Source organism: Microbulbifer pacificus (genome assembly GCF_002959965.1).
GTDB classification, from domain to species: domain Bacteria; phylum Pseudomonadota; class Gammaproteobacteria; order Pseudomonadales; family Cellvibrionaceae; genus Microbulbifer; species Microbulbifer pacificus_A.
This window is the reverse complement of record NZ_PREV01000026.1, coordinates 2,455,252-2,473,403: the sequence shown is the minus strand read 5'-3', so window position 1 is coordinate 2,473,403 and position 18,152 is coordinate 2,455,252. Positions and strand designations below refer to the sequence as shown.

9 protein-coding genes are annotated in these 18,152 nt (G+C 58.7%); 7 read left to right on the top strand and 2 right to left on the bottom strand.

Features of this window, described 5'->3' with window-relative positions; all coding sequences use genetic code 11:
- The first annotated feature begins 39 nt into the window (after positions 1–39).
- The 6 genes from C3938_RS10520 to C3938_RS10495 all read left to right on the top strand — a co-directional run bounded on the left by C3938_RS10520 (position 40) and on the right by C3938_RS10495 (position 9,932).
- Positions 40–1,131: a substrate-binding domain-containing protein gene (locus C3938_RS10520; RefSeq protein WP_105103069.1), complete on the top strand. Its 1,092-nt coding sequence runs from the start codon at positions 40–42 to the stop codon at positions 1,129–1,131.
- 105 nt (positions 1,132–1,236) lie between these two features.
- Positions 1,237–2,205, top strand: a complete 969-nt coding sequence (locus C3938_RS10515) for an ABC transporter permease (RefSeq protein WP_105103068.1) — start codon at positions 1,237–1,239, stop codon at positions 2,203–2,205.
- Positions 2,202–2,978 (top strand): ATP-binding cassette domain-containing protein, encoded by a 777-nt coding sequence (locus C3938_RS10510; RefSeq protein ID WP_105103067.1) that lies wholly within the window; start codon positions 2,202–2,204, stop codon positions 2,976–2,978. Before C3938_RS10515 ends, C3938_RS10510 begins: the two co-directional genes overlap by 4 nt.
- Positions 2,979–3,022: 44 nt before the next feature.
- Positions 3,023–4,681: a glycoside hydrolase family 3 protein gene (locus C3938_RS10505; RefSeq protein ID WP_105103066.1), complete on the top strand. Its 1,659-nt coding sequence runs from the start codon at positions 3,023–3,025 to the stop codon at positions 4,679–4,681.
- Positions 4,682–4,729: 48 nt separating this feature from the next.
- Positions 4,730–7,432 carry a family 20 glycosylhydrolase gene (locus tag C3938_RS10500; protein WP_105103065.1) on the top strand — a complete coding sequence of 901 codons (2,703 nt, stop codon included), beginning with the start codon at positions 4,730–4,732 and terminating at the stop codon, positions 7,430–7,432.
- A 355-nt stretch (positions 7,433–7,787) separates the two neighbouring features.
- A complete protein-coding gene (locus C3938_RS10495) occupies positions 7,788–9,932 on the top strand; it encodes a carbohydrate-binding protein (RefSeq protein ID WP_199775532.1) in 2,145 nt (714 codons plus the stop codon).
- 124 nt (positions 9,933–10,056) lie between these two features.
- Here the strand turns inward: C3938_RS10495 and C3938_RS10490 are convergent, their stop codons facing one another.
- Together C3938_RS10490 and C3938_RS10485 are read right to left on the bottom strand one after the other, a co-directional pair.
- Complete coding sequence (locus tag C3938_RS10490) at positions 10,057–11,559, bottom strand: tryptophan halogenase family protein (RefSeq protein ID WP_105103063.1); 1,503 nt, start codon at positions 11,557–11,559, stop codon at positions 10,057–10,059.
- A 141-nt stretch (positions 11,560–11,700) separates the two neighbouring features.
- Positions 11,701–14,913 (bottom strand): TonB-dependent receptor, encoded by a 3,213-nt coding sequence (locus C3938_RS10485; protein ID WP_233998765.1) that lies wholly within the window; start codon positions 14,911–14,913, stop codon positions 11,701–11,703.
- 545 nt (positions 14,914–15,458) lie between these two features.
- On the opposite strand from C3938_RS10485, the gene C3938_RS10480 reads away from it, so the two are divergent.
- Positions 15,459–18,077 carry an endo-1,4-beta-xylanase gene (locus C3938_RS10480; RefSeq protein ID WP_105103061.1) on the top strand — a complete coding sequence of 873 codons (2,619 nt, stop codon included), beginning with the start codon at positions 15,459–15,461 and terminating at the stop codon, positions 18,075–18,077.
- The last annotated feature ends 75 nt before the right edge of the window (positions 18,078–18,152 follow it).

Sequence of the window (18,152 nt, the reverse complement as noted above, 5' to 3'; positions counted from 1 at the left end):
ATTCGCTTGGGCAAGGCCTAAGACATCGGACAATAAAAAATGTACAGACCGCTGATTCTCGCCGCGCTACTTGCCAGCCAATGGGTGAATGCCACCCCCGCCCCACCCGAACCCGCCACCGCGGAAGAATCCCCTTTGCGCGGTCCGCTCGGCAATATCGCGGTCAACGCGGAGCAAATTTCCCTGACACCGCAGGAAACGTCCCAGGTGCGCGACAAAAAATACAAGGCCGCGCTGGTGTGGCACGGCTCCAGCAACTGGGTCAACGCCCTGTCAGAGGGCGCGCGGGACACCTTCACCCAGCTCGGCATCAATATTGTCGCCGAGACCGACGCCCAGTATGACCCGGCCAAACAGGCTGCGGACATCGAGAATGTCATGGCGCTCCAACCAGACATTGTCCTCTCTCTCGTCATCGACAGCACCAGCGCCGCCAACAGTTTTCGCGCGGCGGTACATCGCGGCAGCAAGCTGGTTCTGCTGTCCAACCCGATCCGCGGCTTTGAACCGGGCAAGGACTACGTAGGTATCGTTACCGACGACATGCGCGGCATGGGTGTGGCCGCGGCGGAAATGACCCGCGACGCCGTTGGCGGCAGCGGCGCCATCGGCATGATCTATCACGATGCCGATTACTTTATTACCAACAACCGCGATCAGGCCTTCCGCGACACGATCCGACAGGGAAAACACGGTACCGAAAACCTCGAGATCGCGGTGGAGCGGGGTTTTACCAAGGAGAGCGAAACCTCCAACATCGCCTCCGCCATGGTGCTGCAACATCCGGAGCTGAAAGCCATCTACGTGGCGTGGGACGCGGCCGCGGAAGGCGTGATCGAGGGGCTGCGCTCCATGGGACGCGGCGACATCAAGGTCATCACCCACGATTTGGGCGTAAACAATCTGGTGGACATGGCAATGAATGGCAGCATGTACGGCACCATCGCCGACCGCCCCTACGAAATAGGCCAGGCCATGGCCCGTCTCGGCGTCTATGGCCTGATTGGCAAGCCGGCACCAGCCTTCTCGGTGGTCGGGTTCGACAAAGTACAGCGGGAAAATATCCGCAGTATCTGGACCAGCGCATACCGCACGGAACTGCCCTCGCTGCTGGACAAGGCGTTGCGGTAACCGCCGACCGTTTTCAGAAAGAACCAAAAATCCAATAACACAAAACAGAAGTGCGGAAGGTGGAAACCGACTGCGTACGTATTATCACTTAGCCGGGGTCGATGCATGCTCTCTTCGCTGAAGTCCAACAACTGGCTGTCTGCCAGCGCCCTCATTCGCAGGGAATATTTTGTCTACTATGTTTTTTTCCTGGTGTTGCTGTTTTTTACCGTGACACTGCACGAGTCCTCGTTTTTTTCTCTGGCGAATTTCATGAACATCATTCGCCAGACCACTCCGATCACCATCATGGCCATCGGACTGACATTCGCGCTGGCGGGCGGACACATTGACCTGTCCATCGGCTCGGTGGTGGCGCTGTCGGCTCTGGTGGCAGCGGTGCTGATGCAGCTGGTGCCCATGCCGGTGGCGGTCTTCGGTGCACTGCTCGTGGGCGTGACCATCGGCCTGATCAACGGCCTGCTGATCGAGTGGCTGAAAGTATCCTCCCTGCTGATTACCCTCGGCACCATGGGTGTGATTACCGGTGTCTCACGCCAGATTACCAATCTGGAATCCGTCCCTATCATCGACAGCAGTTTCAATTTTATCTTCGGCTCCGGCAGTTTCGGTCCGGTTTCCGTGCTGCTGGTCTGGACCATCGCGGCATCCCTGATCGGCTACGTCGTGCTGCGCAAACTGCGCTACGGCCGCCATCTTCTGGCCGTCGGCGGTAACGAAAGCGGCGCGCGCGCGATGGGGATCAACACCGTAAAAATCCGTATTGCCTCATTGGTAATTGCCTCCACTTCCGCGGCCCTCGCCGGACTGCTCTATGCGGGGCGCCTGCATGGCGCGCGCTACACCCTGGGTGAAGCGGATCTGCTCACCGTTATCGCCGCGGTTGCCATCGGCGGTACCAGCCTGTTCGGCGGGCGCGCATCGATCCTCGGTGCAGTGATCGGATCCTGGCTGATGGGACTGATCAACAACGGCCTGATCCTCTCCGGATTTTCCACCAACGAACAAATGATTGCTCGCGGACTGATTCTGATCGTCGCCGTGGCCATCGGTGTGAAGGAGCAGCAGAAATGAGTAACGAATTGCTGAAACAGCCCGCGCTGACCGTCAAGAATATTTCCAAAAGCTTCGGCGGCATCCAGGCACTGAAAAATGTCAGTTTCAATATCAACAAAGGTGAAGTGGTCGCCCTGCTCGGCGATAACGGCGCCGGCAAATCCACCCTGGTGCGCTGTGTGTCCGGCATTCATCCGCCGGACAGCGGAGAAATCCGGGTCAACGGTCACACAGCAAAAATCGCATCCCCCCAGGATGCGCGCGGCCTGGGGATTGAAACGGTGTTCCAGGATCTTGCGGTCATTCCGGAATTCGATATCACCGCCAACCTGTTCCTGAACCGTGAAGTGCTGTCGAAAAATCCGCTGCTGCGTTTCTTCGGCTGGCTCGATGACAACACCATGGAGGCCACCGCAAGCCGCTCCCTGCAGCGCTTGAACTCGCGCATTCCCGATCTCGGCGAAGCCATCAAGAAGCTGTCTGGAGGCCAGCGCCAGGCGGTAGCTATCGCGCGCGCGGTCAACAGCGGCGCCGACGTGGTGATCATGGACGAACCAACCGCTGCTCTCGGTGTTGAGCAGAGCGCGCAGGTGAACGATCTGATTCGCCTGATCAGTTCCCAGGGTGTAGCAGTGCTGCTGATCAGCCACAACATGCAACACGTCATGGAAACCTGCCATCGCGCGGTGGTGCTGCTGCGCGGCGAAAGCATCGCCGATGTGGCGATCGACGATGTATCGCCGCGGGATCTGGTGGGATTCATCACCGGCGCCCAGCGCCTGAGCGCCTGACGATCGAGTAACAACGTTAGCGAGAAGTAGAACAGGATTGAGCAATGCCACAGGATACCCTGAAACACGTCAGCACACTGATACGGCACATGTCGCTGGCGGAAAAGGTTGGCCAGCTGTTTGTGCTTGGTTATTCCGGGAAAGATACGGACTATGCAAAGTCGCTGGTCAGAGAGTTGCACGTGGGTGGTTTTTATCTGACCCATGACAACGCAGATACCCCAGAAGAAGCGTACAAGCTCACCTCGCAACTGGATTATGAAGCGCACCTGCGCGCCTGCGACGCACCTCTGCTGCTGGCGGTGGATCAGGAGGGCGCCTGGGGCGTGCTGGTGGAACACACCACCACCGGCCCCGGCAATCTGGCATTGGGTTCGGCTGACAGCCTCGCCCTGACCGAAAAAATGCACCGGGTGCTCGGCCGGGAAATTCGCACACTGGGGTTCAACTGTATCCTCGGCCCCTGCTCCGATATCAACAGCAATCCGAATAACCCGATTATCGGCGTGCGCTCCTTTGGCGAAGAGACGGAAAAAGTCGCCGCCCACGCGGCTGCCGCAGTCAAAGGCCTGCACAGTGGTGGCGTGGTGTCATCGGCCAAACATTTTCCCGGGCATGGCGACACCGGCGAAGACAGCCACCGCCTGCTGCCATCGGTGGATAAATCCTGGGATCAGCTGCGCCGCAGCGACCTTGTGCCGTTCCAGTCCACGATTGATGCCGGTGTCGATCTGATCATGACCGGCCACATTCTGTACCCGAAAATCGACCCGCAAAACCCCGCCACCCTGTCGAAAAAAATCCTGCAGGATATTCTGCGCAAAAAAATGGGATTCAAGGGCCTGATCATTACCGACAGCATGAACATGTGGGCCATGCGCAAGAATTACGCTCCGGCGGAGGCCGCTGTGCGGGCACTGGAAGCCGGTGCCGACCTTGTCATGCTCAGTGAAGAGCACTACGAAAATCAGCTTGGCGGCTACAAGGATAAACAGCGCGAAACCATTCACGGTGTCATCCGCGCCGTGGAGTGCGGTGAACTCGCGGAAGACATCATTGATGCCGCCTTGACCCGCGTACTTTCGGTCAAATATGAACGCGAGGCCTTCACCCATCCCGCGCGCTTTGTGCGCGGTTCACTGCAGAGTGGTGAACACCAGCATATCGCCGCAGAGTGTGCCCGCGAGGCGATTCGAGTATTGCGCAATCGCTCCGGGTCCTGGCCACTGAAGCAGGACGGGTTTACTCTGATTGGCGCCTCCAATCCACAGATGCACCAACTGGTGATCGGCACCCGCGGCATCGGCCCCAATGAGCCGAAGGCCGCCTATGATGTTTTCAAGGATGAACTGTACACACGGGGCTGTCGTTTTACTGAAGTTGGATACGAGTTGCTGGAAACCCTGCTGGCGCAGGACAGTCGCTGCCGGATCGACCTGCCGCTGGTCATCGTGACCGAGGACTACCCGCTGCCCGGCCTGGATTATGACGGCGCAGCACAGGCGGACATCGTTCGCCGCGCAGTAGACAAGTTTGGCGATGCCGTCATCGTGGTGGCTCTGCGCTCGGATTATGAGCTGGGCAATTTTCCGGAGCTCGCCACCTACGTCTGCGCCTATTCGAGCCGCGCCTGCAGTGCCCGCGCCACCGCGCAGTTGCTGGCCCAGAGCCTGGAAATCTCCGCCACCAGCGAGCCGGCCTGAACCTCAATCCCGCCCCGATTGCATAACAACATAAAAACGGAATAACACATGCGATATATGACCCTGGCGGGCGCCACACTGATGGCCACCCTGCTCACCGGTTGCGACCAATCGGCAACCGGCACACCTTCGCCTGAATTGACCGGGGAGGAAACATCCATGGAACAGATTGCCCGGAATCTTTCCATCAAACTGGAAGTGCTGCAAAACTTCCAGGGCGTAGACGGCACCTTGCGGCAACAGTGCAAACGCGCCGGTGGCATCAGGGCAAAATGCTCGACCTACCGCATGTCCCTGACCAACAGTGGCACCGAGCTGACGGCAGGAGCGCAGGACTGGGCCCTGTATTTCCATAGTATCCGCCGCAATCTCGCGCTACTGAACAGCGACGCGTTTACACTGGAGCATGTAAAAGGTGATCTGCACCGGCTGGTACCCAGCAAACATTTTCCCGGTCTGGCCCCGGGGGCGACCCTGCCACTGGATATCCTGATCGAGGAACGCATCCAGTTTGAAACCGATTTTATGCCACGTTTTTTTGTTGCGGACAGCGCCGGGAATGCCCTGGTTATCGAAAATGCCGACAGCAATGAACTCGATAATTTCGTGCTCCCCATCACCGCCAATGATCCGTTGAACTGGAAACACACCGCCGACGACGCCAACACGCTGGCGAATGCGGAAAGCCGCTTCCAGAGCCACACCGCCGCGGGCAACCATACCTCCGTAGGCGACGGCTGGCAGCCGCGCATCATTCCAAAGCCGCTCTCCACCACACCCTACTCCCAGCCCCCGCTGCAACTCAGCCATGGTATCCGTGTCGAGAGCACGGTTATGGCAGAGAGCAGTCTGGATGCCTTCAACCAGCGACTGCAGCAACTGCAACTGGCACCGGGCGGCGACGCCGCCTATCCGGTACGGGTTGCCATTGAACCGGATACGTTTTCCGATGCGCCGGGTGGCAGCTATCGCCTGGACGCACAGGCACAAGGGGCCAGCGTGGTCGCCTACGATCAGGCCGGCGCCTTTTATGCATTGCAGTCACTGCTCGCACTCGTCGATGCGGAGAAGCGCACCCTGGCACAGGCCAGGGTAGAGGACGCGCCGCGCTTTCAGTATCGCGGGATGTTTCTCGATGTGGGACGCAATTTTCACAGCAAGGACGTAGTGTTGAAACTGCTGGAACAGATGAGCGCCTACAAGCTCAACCGTTTCCACTTTCACCTTTCCGACGATGAAGGCTGGCGCCTGGAAATCCCCGGTCTGCCGGAGCTGACGGACATCGGTGGCAAGCGCTGCTTCGACCTGAGTGAAACCCAATGTCTGCTGCCTCAACTCGGATCGGGGCCAGACAGTAACAACTTCGGCAGTGGCTTTTACACCATCGAGGACTATATCGAGATTGTCCGCTTTGCCGCCGCGCGGCATATCGAGGTCATCCCCGAGTTCGACACGCCGGCCCATGCACGCGCCGCCATCGTCGCAATGGAAGCACGGTATAAAAAGTATCGCGAGTCCGCCCCGGAAAAAGCCAGCGAATTCCGCCTGATCGACCCGGACGACGATACCGAGTTCCTTTCAGTACAGTTTTACAACGACAGTTATGTAAACCCCTGCATCGATTCCAGTTACCAGTTTGTAGCGAAACTGATTCGCGAGGTACAGCAGATGCACGACGCGGCCGGCGCACCGCTCACCACCTGGCATTTTGGCGGTGACGAGGCGTACAACCTGCTCGCCTTCGACAGTTTTGAAGACGCGCCGGGTAGCGATCCGGAAAAAGGGGACGTCGTCGCATCCGCCCGCCAGCAACCCTGGTCCGGTTCTCCCCTGTGCCAGAAACTGGTGGCGGATGGCGCGGTGGAATCCATCGATGCACTGGGTAACTATTTTGCCGGTCGCGTGAGCGCTATCGTGAACGACGCCGGTATCCAGACCATGGGGGCCTGGTATGACGGCCTCAAACATATCGAAGACCCGGAAAAAGATCTCAGCACCACCAATAACTACATCAACTCATGGGCACCAGCCTTCGGCGACGGCGGCGATAAAAGCCACCGCTTGGCGAGCCGCGGATTTGGCGTAGTGCAGTCTCACTCCGACCATCTCTATTTCGATATGCCCTACGAGATGGACCCGAAAGAGAACGGCTACTACTGGGCATCGCGCACATCCGATACCCGCAAGGTGTTCGGTTACTCTCCACTCAACACACCGCAGATGGCTGAAGTGTTTCCCGATGCAGATGGTCATCCCTGGACCGGGGTGGCGCCATCTGCCGAATTTGCACCGGCCGTAATGGGAATTCAGGGGCAGCTCTGGAGTGAGACCACGCGCACCGATGAAATGGTGGAGTACAAGGTGTTCCCACGGCTGCTGGCCCTGGCGGAACGCGCCTGGCACAAAGCAGAGTGGGAACTGCCACCCCGTGAGCAGAAATTTGATCGCGAAAGCAATCTTGTCGACAAGACGCTGTTGGCGGAAGACTGGCTTTCCTTCTCCGCGGCACTCGGCAACAAGGAGCTCTACAAGCTGGATCTCGGCGGCGTGAACTATCGGATTCCGCTGCCGGGCGCACACGTGAAGGAAGGAAAGCTGAACATTGCCACACCCTATCCCGGTCTCACCGTAGAGTATTACGATGGGCGCAACTGGCAGATGGTGACGGATCAGACAGCGCCGGAGTCCGTTATCGCACTGCGAGCGCGCAGTGCCGATGGCAAACGCGCGGGGAGAGCGGTGGATATCTAGAAACCTCTTTATTCAGTTAGAGACCTCTTTATTATTCAGTCGACCGCCACCACCGGCGGTCGAGCTGATCCAGACGCACCGCTTACGCTCACCCCCTCAACTTTTGCCCTGTTTTAGCACTATTTCCCCCATTTTTGAAAAACGACAAACACACTATTTCAAAATCACAGAGTACATTGAAAATTTTTTAGTCAATTTATTTGACTATTTAATTTTGAACGCATACCGTTGAGCCAAGCCGCCATGATGTACCCGTTCCACTTCGGGTTGACGGTCACCCACACTACATCAAACCAAATTAATAATAAGGCTAACCATGAAAACCAAATACGCGCTTCTTGCTGCTGGTTTATGCTTGTCCGCGCACTCCATCAGTGCGTCCGCCAACGGCGGCATGCAGGATTTTCTCGACACCCTGCGCAATTTCGAATCCGGAATTAATCCCGCGCTTGCGGACTTCTATCTCGAGAATCTGAACAACCCGGTGTACACCTACGCCCAGGTTACCGAGCCCGGCCATATCGTACGCGACTGCTCCACCGGCAGTATGATTCCCGAGCCAACCACCATCAGCCAGTTCTTCACCAAGCTCGGCGTCGATGATATTTACAATCCGGCAACCCCCTACGATGCCGAGATGTACAAGGCGATGCAGTACAACTCCACCAACGCCTGGGGCTTTGTGGGCTACCAGCTGGGTGAGGCGCTGCTGATCGATTCCGGCTATTACAGCCCGATAACCGTCAACGTCGACGGCACCGACTACGACAGCTTTTATATTTTCCTCGATGACAGCGCATGGATAGGCTGTGAAACCGAAGCGCTGGCGGAAATTCCCGGCTCCGGTGGCAACTATGTGCTGTCTACCGATATCAACCGCTGGGAGGGAACCTTCGTCGGCAAGAACGGCATCGACTCGTTTGAGGATCTTCTGATTCCGGCCAAGCAGGAACTGGTCATTCGCGATGCCATGCGCTTTAACTACAACGTGATAACCCAACTGTTGCAAGACGCCAACATGACCTGGGGGCAGGCGCTGGCGAAGAGCTGGCCCGGTACCGATGAAAATGGCGATCCGATTCAGGTGCAGGCCACGATGTCCGGCCTGCTTGCGGCAGCACACCTGCGCGGTGCCTGGGGTGCAGGCGCACTGCTCACCAGTGACTCGATCACCTGCGATGAGCTGGGTACCTGTATCACCACCTATGTGCACAAATTCGGCGGCTTCAATACGCTGTTTGATACTCCCGCCAGTGAGACCATTCAGGGCTCCTCCTATGACGAGACCCTGTCCGCGGGCTGGGGCAACGACTCGGTGATCACCGGTGGCGGCACCGACGTGATTCTGCTCAATGAACAGGTCGGTTCCACTACCACCCTCACCGATTTCACCATTGGCGACGACCGCATCATCCTGCGCGACTGGACGGCACAGAACCCGCTTTCCGGGCTGGTGGTGAGCAACGTGAGCGGCGGCGCACAGCTGCAATTCTCCGGACAGAGTGTGATCATCAATGGCGCCACCGCGGCGCAGGTAACCGCCGACGTATCCGCGGTAATCGTCCAATCCGATGTATTCACCATCGCCTGGTCCGGCACACAGGTGGCAAATAATTTCGATCCGTCCGTCGACAAAATTCGTGGAAGCGCCGGTATCGGTTTTAAACACCTGAAAGCCTACGAGAGCAACGGTTCCGTGTTTGTCGGCGTGCAGGCGGCAGATGGCGGCATCTACAGCTATATCGAACTGCCCGGCCTGACCTTGAGCGACCTGCACGGCGATATGTTCGACAACGTGACCGGCAGCTTCGACCGTTTGGGTTACATCGTCTCTCTCGGCTGGCAGACCTGGGGCTGGAACATGGTCGTCACCGTAAACGGCTTTGACGCGGCAAAAACCGTGATCAACATGGGAGCCTTCCAGTACAGCTTCAGCCAGCTGCAACTGGCACAGGACGGTGACAACGCAGTCCTGTCACTGACGCCTGCCGCTTCTGGTGGCGACAACAAACAGCTGATTCTGCTCGACACCGATGTGAACGATCTCGACGCGAGCAACTTTGAGGGCGTCAGTGGAAGTTTCGCGGATATCACCATCGACACGCCGGTTTACTATGAAATCACCGCCAGTGTATCCGGCAGTGGCGGCAGTATTTCTCCGGCGCCCGGTACCGGCGGCATCATCTCCGCCCGCGGCAATCGCGACTTCACCGTGACTTTCGTACCGGACACTGGTTACCGCGTGGCGAGCGTGGTGGTCGACGGGGTTGCCCAGGCGGTTGCCGACAGCTATACCTTTGCCAGCCTCTCCGCCAACCACACTCTGGTGGTGACGTTCGAAGAGGGCAGCAGCTGTCCGGCGGCCTGGGATTCCAGTGCAATTTACGTGACCGACGATCAGGCCACCTACCAGGGCACCATCTATCGGGCCAAATGGTGGACGCAGAACAATCTCCCGACGGCTGGAGATCCCTGGGAAGCTATCGGCAGCTGCGAATAAATTCCGATGTCTCACAGGTAAACAAAATCTACCCAGCCATCCACTCTTGATCGGCGCAACAGATTCCCGCATCGCAAGGTGCGGGCTTTTTTATTCTCGTAACTCGCGGTATCCGGAACACCTTCTACATTCGACAGTGCGCAGCAATAAAGTCCCGATGACTGGGCATCGCTGCCACCGAGCGCTCGATCACCGATTTTATCTCGTGCATTCGCCCCGCAAACCTGTCCTCCGGCATCGCATCCACCAGTGGGTGATAGCCTCGTGGCAGTATGCCCTGCCCCAACATCACTTCCATCCAGCTCAATTCATTGAACAGTTCCCCACTCGCGCGCACGATGCGACCATTAGCACGAAACTGCTCGATTTTCTGCGCGAGTGAATCAGGGATTTTCATGGTGCGGCAATAATCCCAGAAATCGCTGTCATCGCGTTCTGTGGCGCGATAGTGAAGGATCAGAAAATCACGAATACGATCCATCTCAAAGTGCGTCTGGCGATTGTATTCGTCGATATCCACCGGATCGAAATGGCGGTCGGGAAAGAAGCTCAACAATCTCGCAACGGCGGATTGCACCAGATGAATGCTGGTGCTCTCCAGCGGTTCCATAAAGCCGCTGGCAAGGCCGAGCGCAACACAGTTTTTGTGCCAGAATCTGTCGCGCTTGCCGGTGGTAAAGCGCAGCAGTTTCGGATCGGCCAGCGGTGCGCCGTCGAGGTTGCGCAACAGAATTTCGCGGGCCTCATCCTCCTCCATAAACTGACTGCTGAACACATGGCCGTTGCCAATGCGATGTTGCAGTGGAATTCGCCACTGCCAGCCGGCGGCGCGAGCGGTGGAACGTGTGTAGGGCGCGGGGTTGTCATCCCCCTCACAGGGCACCGCCCAGGCGCGGTCACAGGGCAGCCAGTGCCGCCAGTCTTCGTAGCCAACGCCCAGCGCTTCGCCAATCAGCAGGGCTCGGAATCCTGAGCAGTCAATAAACAGGTCGCCCTCGATTACCCGGCCATCTTCAAGCCTTATGGATTCGATAAAGCCACGGTCCGGCTCCAGCGCCGCCTTCACCACCACGCCTTCTGTTCGAATCACCCCGCGCTGTTGGGCGTACTCCCGCAAAAAACGCGCATAGAGTCCGGCGTCAAAATGAAAAGCGTAGGTGATGTTGGAGAGCGGTGAGTTGCCGGCATTAACCGACCGCATAAAGCGCCCCTGCAATGCCGCCAGTGCGGTGAGGGTGTATTCGCCGATGTCGCGGCTGCCGCCGCGCAGGTGGTCTTTCAGCCAGTAGTGGTAAAACGGGATACCATCCATATCCTTGCCCACCTCGCCGAACGCATGGATATAGGAATCCCCCTTCCTGCCCCAGTCCACAAACTGGATGCCGAGTTTGAAGGTTCCGCAGGTTTTGCGCAGGAACTCGTCTTCGTCGAGCCCCAGCATGTGGTTGAACACCTGAATCTGCGGAATGGTGGCCTCACCGACACCAACGGTGCCGATACTTTCCGATTCCACCAGCTCGATATCGCAGAAGCGGTTTTTCAGCACTCTGGACAGCGCCGCCGCGGCCATCCAACCGGCCGTTCCACCGCCGACGATCACGATTTTACGGATATTGTTATTGTTCATCGTCAACCCGCTCTGCCAGATACAACAGATTCAAACTTACCTGCTGAACTTTCCGCATTCAAACAAAAAAAGAGCGCACTGCTCGCACAGTGCGCCGACGAGAAAGCACAACAATGTCGTTAAAGGACGTCGTGCGGAAAATTAAAAATTTGCGCGGGCAATCAGGGCAAAACGGCGGTCCTGAATAAACCAGGAACGGCCCGCCTCGGTGCCGGCGTCGTCCAGCTGCATCACGGTTTCGGTCTGGGTATCGAGCAGATTGGAAACCTGCAGGCCCACCGTTACGCCGTTGTCGAAGTTATAAAACAGCGATCCATCCATATACCCGGCGTCGTCATTGAAGATCGGGTACTTGCTGATTTCGTCGCGGGTGGTGAGGAGGTAACGCGAGCGCCAGTTATAGGCAAGCCGTGCGGACCAGGGCCCCTTTTCATACATGCCGACGATGTTGTAGGTGTGCTCGGATACACCCCGCAATGGCAGCTGCGTGATATCCGGCAATGGATAGCGCTCGGTACTTTCCTCCACACCGGTGGCCGGCTCTGCGCGACTGCCGATGCCGTTGTTGCTGAGACCGGAATCGATCCAGGTGTAGTTCAGCTGCAGGCCAAGTCCATCGAAGGGTTCTGGCAAGAAGTCGTAAAACTGCTGGTAAGCGAGTTCCACCCCCTGCATGAATCCGTCGCCACCGTTTACCGTGGTTTCGAAATCCACCGTCTGCACCTGCCCGGTCAGCGGGTTGGCGAATTCACGCGGAAAGGCGCCGGTGATAAAGGTATCGCTCAGATCCTTGTAGAACAGCGACGTGGTGAAGGAGCCAACCTGGGCGAAATACCATTCGACCGAGGCATCGTACTGGATGGATTCCATCGGCCACAGATAGGGGTTGCCGCCGGTGCCCACCCAGTCCACTTCCGAGACGGACTTGATATCGGTGCCGTTGTCTTCACCCTCCACCGGCGCCGGCGCGTTGGGTGGAAGTTCATCTGCCGCAAAGCGCACCACCCCCAGCTGACGGGCGCCAATCACCGCCTGATTTTTCACTTCCGACATATCCGGCAGCGCGATCGCTTTGGATACGGCGAAGCGGGCCAGCAGATCATCGCGCAGTTCCAGTTTCAGGTTGAAACTCGGCAGCACGGTGCTGTATTTGCTCCAGCCCTGTTCCAGCGTAAAGGCGTCGTTGCCAAAGGATTTTTCCTCCTGGGTCAGCCAGTTGTTGGCATCGCGCGCGTAGGCAATGGCGTCCTTGACGGTTGCGTAGCGCCCGTCGGCCACCGCCTGTTCGCCCCAGGCATACACCGCGGCGTAATCGTCCAGATCCACCGGTGCGCCCTCGGGGTACGGAATACCCACCAGATCCGGATACTGCACCGAGCCCATGGCCTCCCGTTCCAGCTCCACGTAACGCAGGCCGATATTGCCGGAGAAACGCAATGCAGTGTCGTCGGAGCCGAAGTCCAGGCGCAGATAAGCCGCGCGGTTGGTCTCGGTGGTATCGAACACTTCCGGCGCCTGGAAAATACCCTCCGCCACAATGTCGTCGCGGGTTGGGTAGGGTTCCCAGGGATCGCCGGAGGGGGAGATAAACAGATCGCGGTAACCCTTCATCACCCCTTTGACGTAGTCCGCATCGGGGAACAGGAAGCCACCACCGGGCACACTCACCACATTGCCGCGATGGAAATCGCTGAAGCTGACAAACTCATAGGGCTGCCCCGCCACTTCCGGGTCGGTGAGGTAATAGGGCGTATTCCACTCCGCACCGATGGTGCCCCAGTTGTAGGAGGTGAGGCGCACGGTCTGATCCCGCTCCGCCAGACGCGCGCCGAATTTTGCCGCGCGCAGCAGTCCCAGTGGCTCCTCACTGAAGTAATAGGTGCCGTCAAAACGTCCGGCGATGGATTCACCCTCGGAGCGCTCGTAGTGATCCATGGCCGAACGCCACCAGTAGTTTTCCGGGTTCCGGAACCAGTTGGGGTCACTGCTGCCGTCGTAGGGAAGGTTGGGGTCTTCCACCACCAGTTTCGGAGTATCGCCGCTGGCGTCATAGGTCTGTGTCAGCCATTGGCCGAGGGCGATCTGCAGATCGTCATCGCGAGTTTCCGCCTGGATGTACTGCAGGTCGAAACTGTATTCCCAATGGTCATTGGGAGTCAGTTTCAGATTCAGCGCAAAATCGTCCACCACCGTATGGGTATCTTTTACCCGTGTGTCGGTCTGGAATTTGGAACCGTACTGACCATCGCCCGGCGCATAACCGCCGCGCCACCCGGCCTCGGTCACCATCGCGCCCTGCTCGAACACCCCGTCGTCGTCAAACGAAAACTCGGTGCCCGCCAGCGGGCCGACCCGGCGCTCTGCATCGTAGGCGTCGCCCTGGTATTTCACCGCATTTTCCGCCCACGACAGGCGTGAGTCAGAACGCATGAACTGCGCGGTGGCGAGTATCGTTTCATCGGTGTCCGCCCACTGGAACGCCGCGGCGTAGCCCTTGCGGGTGCGCTCGTCGTTTTTCTTGAAGAAGTTCGAGGCATTGGGAATCCACACGGTATCGAAACCCTCTGCCCCGGCGATGCCTTCGGCGCCGTACTGCAGATAGGTGTCGGACTGGATGCCATGGGAAGCGCCGAGCAGCTCCGAGTGCGCCACATTAAACAGCACACCGAATTCACCGGCGCTGGTGCTCCAGCGGTCGCTGAACAGGGCCGAGAGACTGGGGGTTCCGTCTTCATCCAGATCGCCCTGAGAGTAATCCGCAGAGATGGAAATCGTCTGTTCCGCCAGATCGAATGGCTTGCGCGTGCGCAGGCTGACGGTCCCGCCGATGCCCCCCTCGATCATGTCGGCGGACTGGTTTTTGTAAACGTCCACACCTCCCATCAATTCCGGCGGTACATCCTGGAAGGACAGACCGCGCCCGGAGTTGGCGGTGAAGGAATCGCGCCCATTGAACTCGGAGCGGGTTGCAGTCATGCCGCGGATCACGGCACCGGACCCCTCTACGCCGAAGTGGTCCGGGTCGTCAGCACCGGCGAAGCGCTCGATGGAAACACCGGGCATACGCTGCATGGCTTCCAGCACACTGCGATCCGGCAGTGAGCCCATGTCTTCCGAGGAAATGGAATCGACAAAGGTATCGGCCTCGCGCTTGATGTCCTGTGCGTTTTGCAGGTTGTAGCGCACCCCACTTACCACCACTTCCTCGATGGCGCCGGAGGATTGCCCGGACGCGCCATCCTCCTGCGCCCAGACCTGCTGCGCGCTGAAGGCCGTGGCCGCCAGGGCAAAGATTACTTCCGACAGGCGATTTTTCTTGAAGATGTTTTTATTGAACTGTGTTTTATCGAACACGGACGTGCTCCCATCTCGCTTGCCGCCGGCGCTCCCGCTCGCTGTACACGAAAGATCTTCACGAACATTCGGTAGTGGCATCGGGTCGGCTGCTGCGGCTTGTTATTGTGAGTTTCGTGACCGGATACATACGCCCGGTTTTATTCTTTTCACTGCATTGTTACCGCTAACAATTTCTAGGATTATTCACCCGGCAGGAACCTGTCAAGGACTTTCAAACCCCGGTTTCACCGCGTTGCCTCGCAATTATGCAGATTTTCACGCCACATGTTGTAAACGTTTACATCGAATGGTAGCGTTACCGGAAATTGACATCAGAACCGGCAAAGACCGGCACGCGCCCGCGACGAACAGCAGCTTTCCCCTGCGCTCAAAAAAACACGCAACCGGCGCGGCGTTAACAATAGCGATGACTCAAGCGATGACACCTCTCCGTGTAACCGTTCTGCGTCAACAGCCCGCGGGCGCGCCGCTGTCCTGCCCCGCATACCGTATCTACAACAACAAAGTCCGGAATACCGGACCAACGGCTAGGGTAAACGACCATGAAAACCTCCCTGTTTCCGATCGCGGTGCTCGCACTGGCGATTGCTTCCGCCGGCTGTACCGAGAAGAAAGTCAAAGGGCCCAATGCATCGCCCACGGATAACAACAATGTTGCGCCTGTGGCACAGGCCGGTGAGGACCAGACGGTGACCGCCGGCAGCAGCGTCACCCTCACCGGTACCGGCAGCGACGTTGATGGCAGCATTACCAGCTACAACTGGAGCCAGTCCACGGGGCCCGCCGTTGCCCTGAATACCGATGGCAGCGGCAGCGCCAGCTTCACCGCACCAGCCACCGATGAAGCGATCACCCTCACCTTCGAGCTGCGTGTGAGTGACGACGGCGGAGCCAGCAGCACCGCAGACGCTGTTACGGTAACCGTGCTGCCGGCGCTGGAAAAATTCTTCGGCACCGCCACGGAAAATGCCGACGACTACACCCGACTCACCACCTGGTTTAATCAGGTCACCCCCGGTAATGCGGGTAAATGGGGTTCGGTGGAATCCACCCGCGACACCATGAACTGGACGGATCTCGACACCGCGTACACCTTCGCCACGGACAATGGGCTCGCGTTTAAATACCACACCCTGTTCTGGGGGCAGCAGCAGCCGACCTGGCTTGCGGATCTCGCTGCGGAGGAACAGCTCGAAGAGGTTCGTGAATGGGTCGACGCACTCAAGGCCCGCTCCCCCAACCCGGACATGATCGATGTGGTCAACGAGCCACTGCACGCGCCGCCGTCCTATAAGGAGGCGCTGGGTGGAGACGGCGATACCGGATGGGACTGGCTGATTACCGCCTTCGAGATCGCCCGTGAGGCCTTCCCCGAGTCAACCCTGATTCTCAACGACTACAACATCCTCAGCCTCAACACCGCTACCGAGGACTATCTCGCACTGATCCGGCTGCTGCAGGAGCGCGCGCTGATCGACGGTATCGGTGTACAGGCGCATTTCCTCGAACAATCCCTGGCGGCGGATGTGCAAGACAATCTCGACCGCCTCGCCACCACCGGACTGCCGATTTACGTCTCCGAACTGGACATCAACTTCGCCGATGACGCCCGCCACGCCAATAAACTGCGCGAGCTGTTCCGTGTGTTCTGGGAGCACCCCGCAGTCGCCGGTGTTACCCACTGGGGCTACCGTCAGGGTCATATGTGGCGCAGTGAAGCCTGGCTGCTGGCGAGCGACGGCAGTGAACGCGCGGGCTTGCAGTGGTTGAACTGCTACCTCGCCGGTGACGCGGAGTGCGATGCGCTGGTGCCGGAATACATTCCCGGTGGCTGGAGCGGCAGCGACGAGCTGATCACCCTGGAAGCGGAACTCTACGACGAGGGGCACGGGGTACAGGCCGCCGGCAGTGTGGTGGCACATACCGACGTGGGAGACTGGATTCTGTTCCAGAGCGTGGCGTTCAGGGACACCTGGGACAGCTTCAGTGTGAACTACGCCAAGGGCGCCGGCAGCACCGGCAGCCTTTCGATACGGCTCGACAGCCTCGACAGCGCCAATACCCTGCGCGTGGAACTGCCGGCCACCAATGGCTGGAGTGATTTCATCACGGCGACCGCCGATTGGATGCCGATCGCCGGCAACCGCGATGTGTATGTGCGCTTCAACGATGTGACCGGCGTGGGCAATATCGACTGGTTGCGCTTCGGTGTCGCCGGCGCGGTGCCGGTGAACAATCTGGTAAGTAACGGCGATTTTGAGCAGGGTGCGGACGGCTGGAGTGCGGGCTGGGCCGGTGGCTCACTGAGCACGTCGGCAGCACAGGCGAAAACCGGCAGCCGCAGTCTGCTGGCCTCCGGCTTTGGCGGCGGCGCCTATGCGGTTTACAACCTGACGGACGCGGTGGAGGCCGGCGGTGTTTATCCGGTAAGCGCGTGGGTGAATCCGAGTGCGGCGGGCCGGGTAACCATTACCCGCAAGCTGGCCTGTGCGGGTCAGTCCGACAGTTACGGCTGGCTGGCGAACAATGAGGCGGTGCCGGCGGCGAGCTGGACGGAGCTGACGGGAACCCTGGAGATTCCGGCGGCCTGTGATCCGACCGAGGTGTTAATGTATTTCGAGAACACGGCGGCGGGTACGGATGTGTATATCGATAATGTGCAGCTGATTGCGCCGGGTGCGGGCGAGGAGGAGGACCCGAATCTGGTGATGGATGGCGGGTTTGAGGGTTCTTCACTGTCTTCCAACTGGAGTGCCTGGTGGAGTGGTGGTACGGCGCTGGCGGTAAGTAGCGAACAGGCGCAGGCGGGTTCACAGAGCCTGAAGGTTTCGGAGCGGGCGGCGAATTCGATGCCTTCCTATAACCTTTCGGCGGCGGTGGTGCCGGGCACTACGTACGATGTGTCGGTGTGGGTCAATCATTCGGGCCCGGATGCGGCACCGGTGACGCTGACTCGCAAGCTTTCCTGTGAGGGGGCCGATGACAGTTATTCCGGTGTCGTTTCTGTGGAAGGTATGGCGGCTGGAACCTGGACCGAGATGACCGGGACACTGGAGGTACCTGCCGATTGTACGGTGAATGAATTGCGGCTTTATTTCGAAAATATTCCAGATACTGTCGAGACGCTTTATATCGATGAGTTCTCTGTTATTGCGCAGTAATTTTCCGGCTTGACTTTGTAGCCTGGCACTGTGGCGGCGGAGCACCGCGTACAGGTTTTCAGGACCGCTGTGCAT

Coding starts and splice junctions, on each gene's coding strand:
- C3938_RS10520 (WP_105103069.1), top strand. CDS start 40: ATGTACAGACCGCTGATTCTCGCCGCGCTACTTGCCAGCCAATGGGTG.
- C3938_RS10515 (WP_105103068.1), top strand. CDS start 1,237: ATGCTCTCTTCGCTGAAGTCCAACAACTGGCTGTCTGCCAGCGCCCTC.
- C3938_RS10510 (WP_105103067.1), top strand. CDS start 2,202: ATGAGTAACGAATTGCTGAAACAGCCCGCGCTGACCGTCAAGAATATT.
- C3938_RS10505 (WP_105103066.1), top strand. CDS start 3,023: ATGCCACAGGATACCCTGAAACACGTCAGCACACTGATACGGCACATG.
- C3938_RS10500 (WP_105103065.1), top strand. CDS start 4,730: ATGCGATATATGACCCTGGCGGGCGCCACACTGATGGCCACCCTGCTC.
- C3938_RS10490 (WP_105103063.1), bottom strand. CDS start 11,559: ATGAACAATAACAATATCCGTAAAATCGTGATCGTCGGCGGTGGAACG.
- C3938_RS10480 (WP_105103061.1), top strand. CDS start 15,459: ATGAAAACCTCCCTGTTTCCGATCGCGGTGCTCGCACTGGCGATTGCT.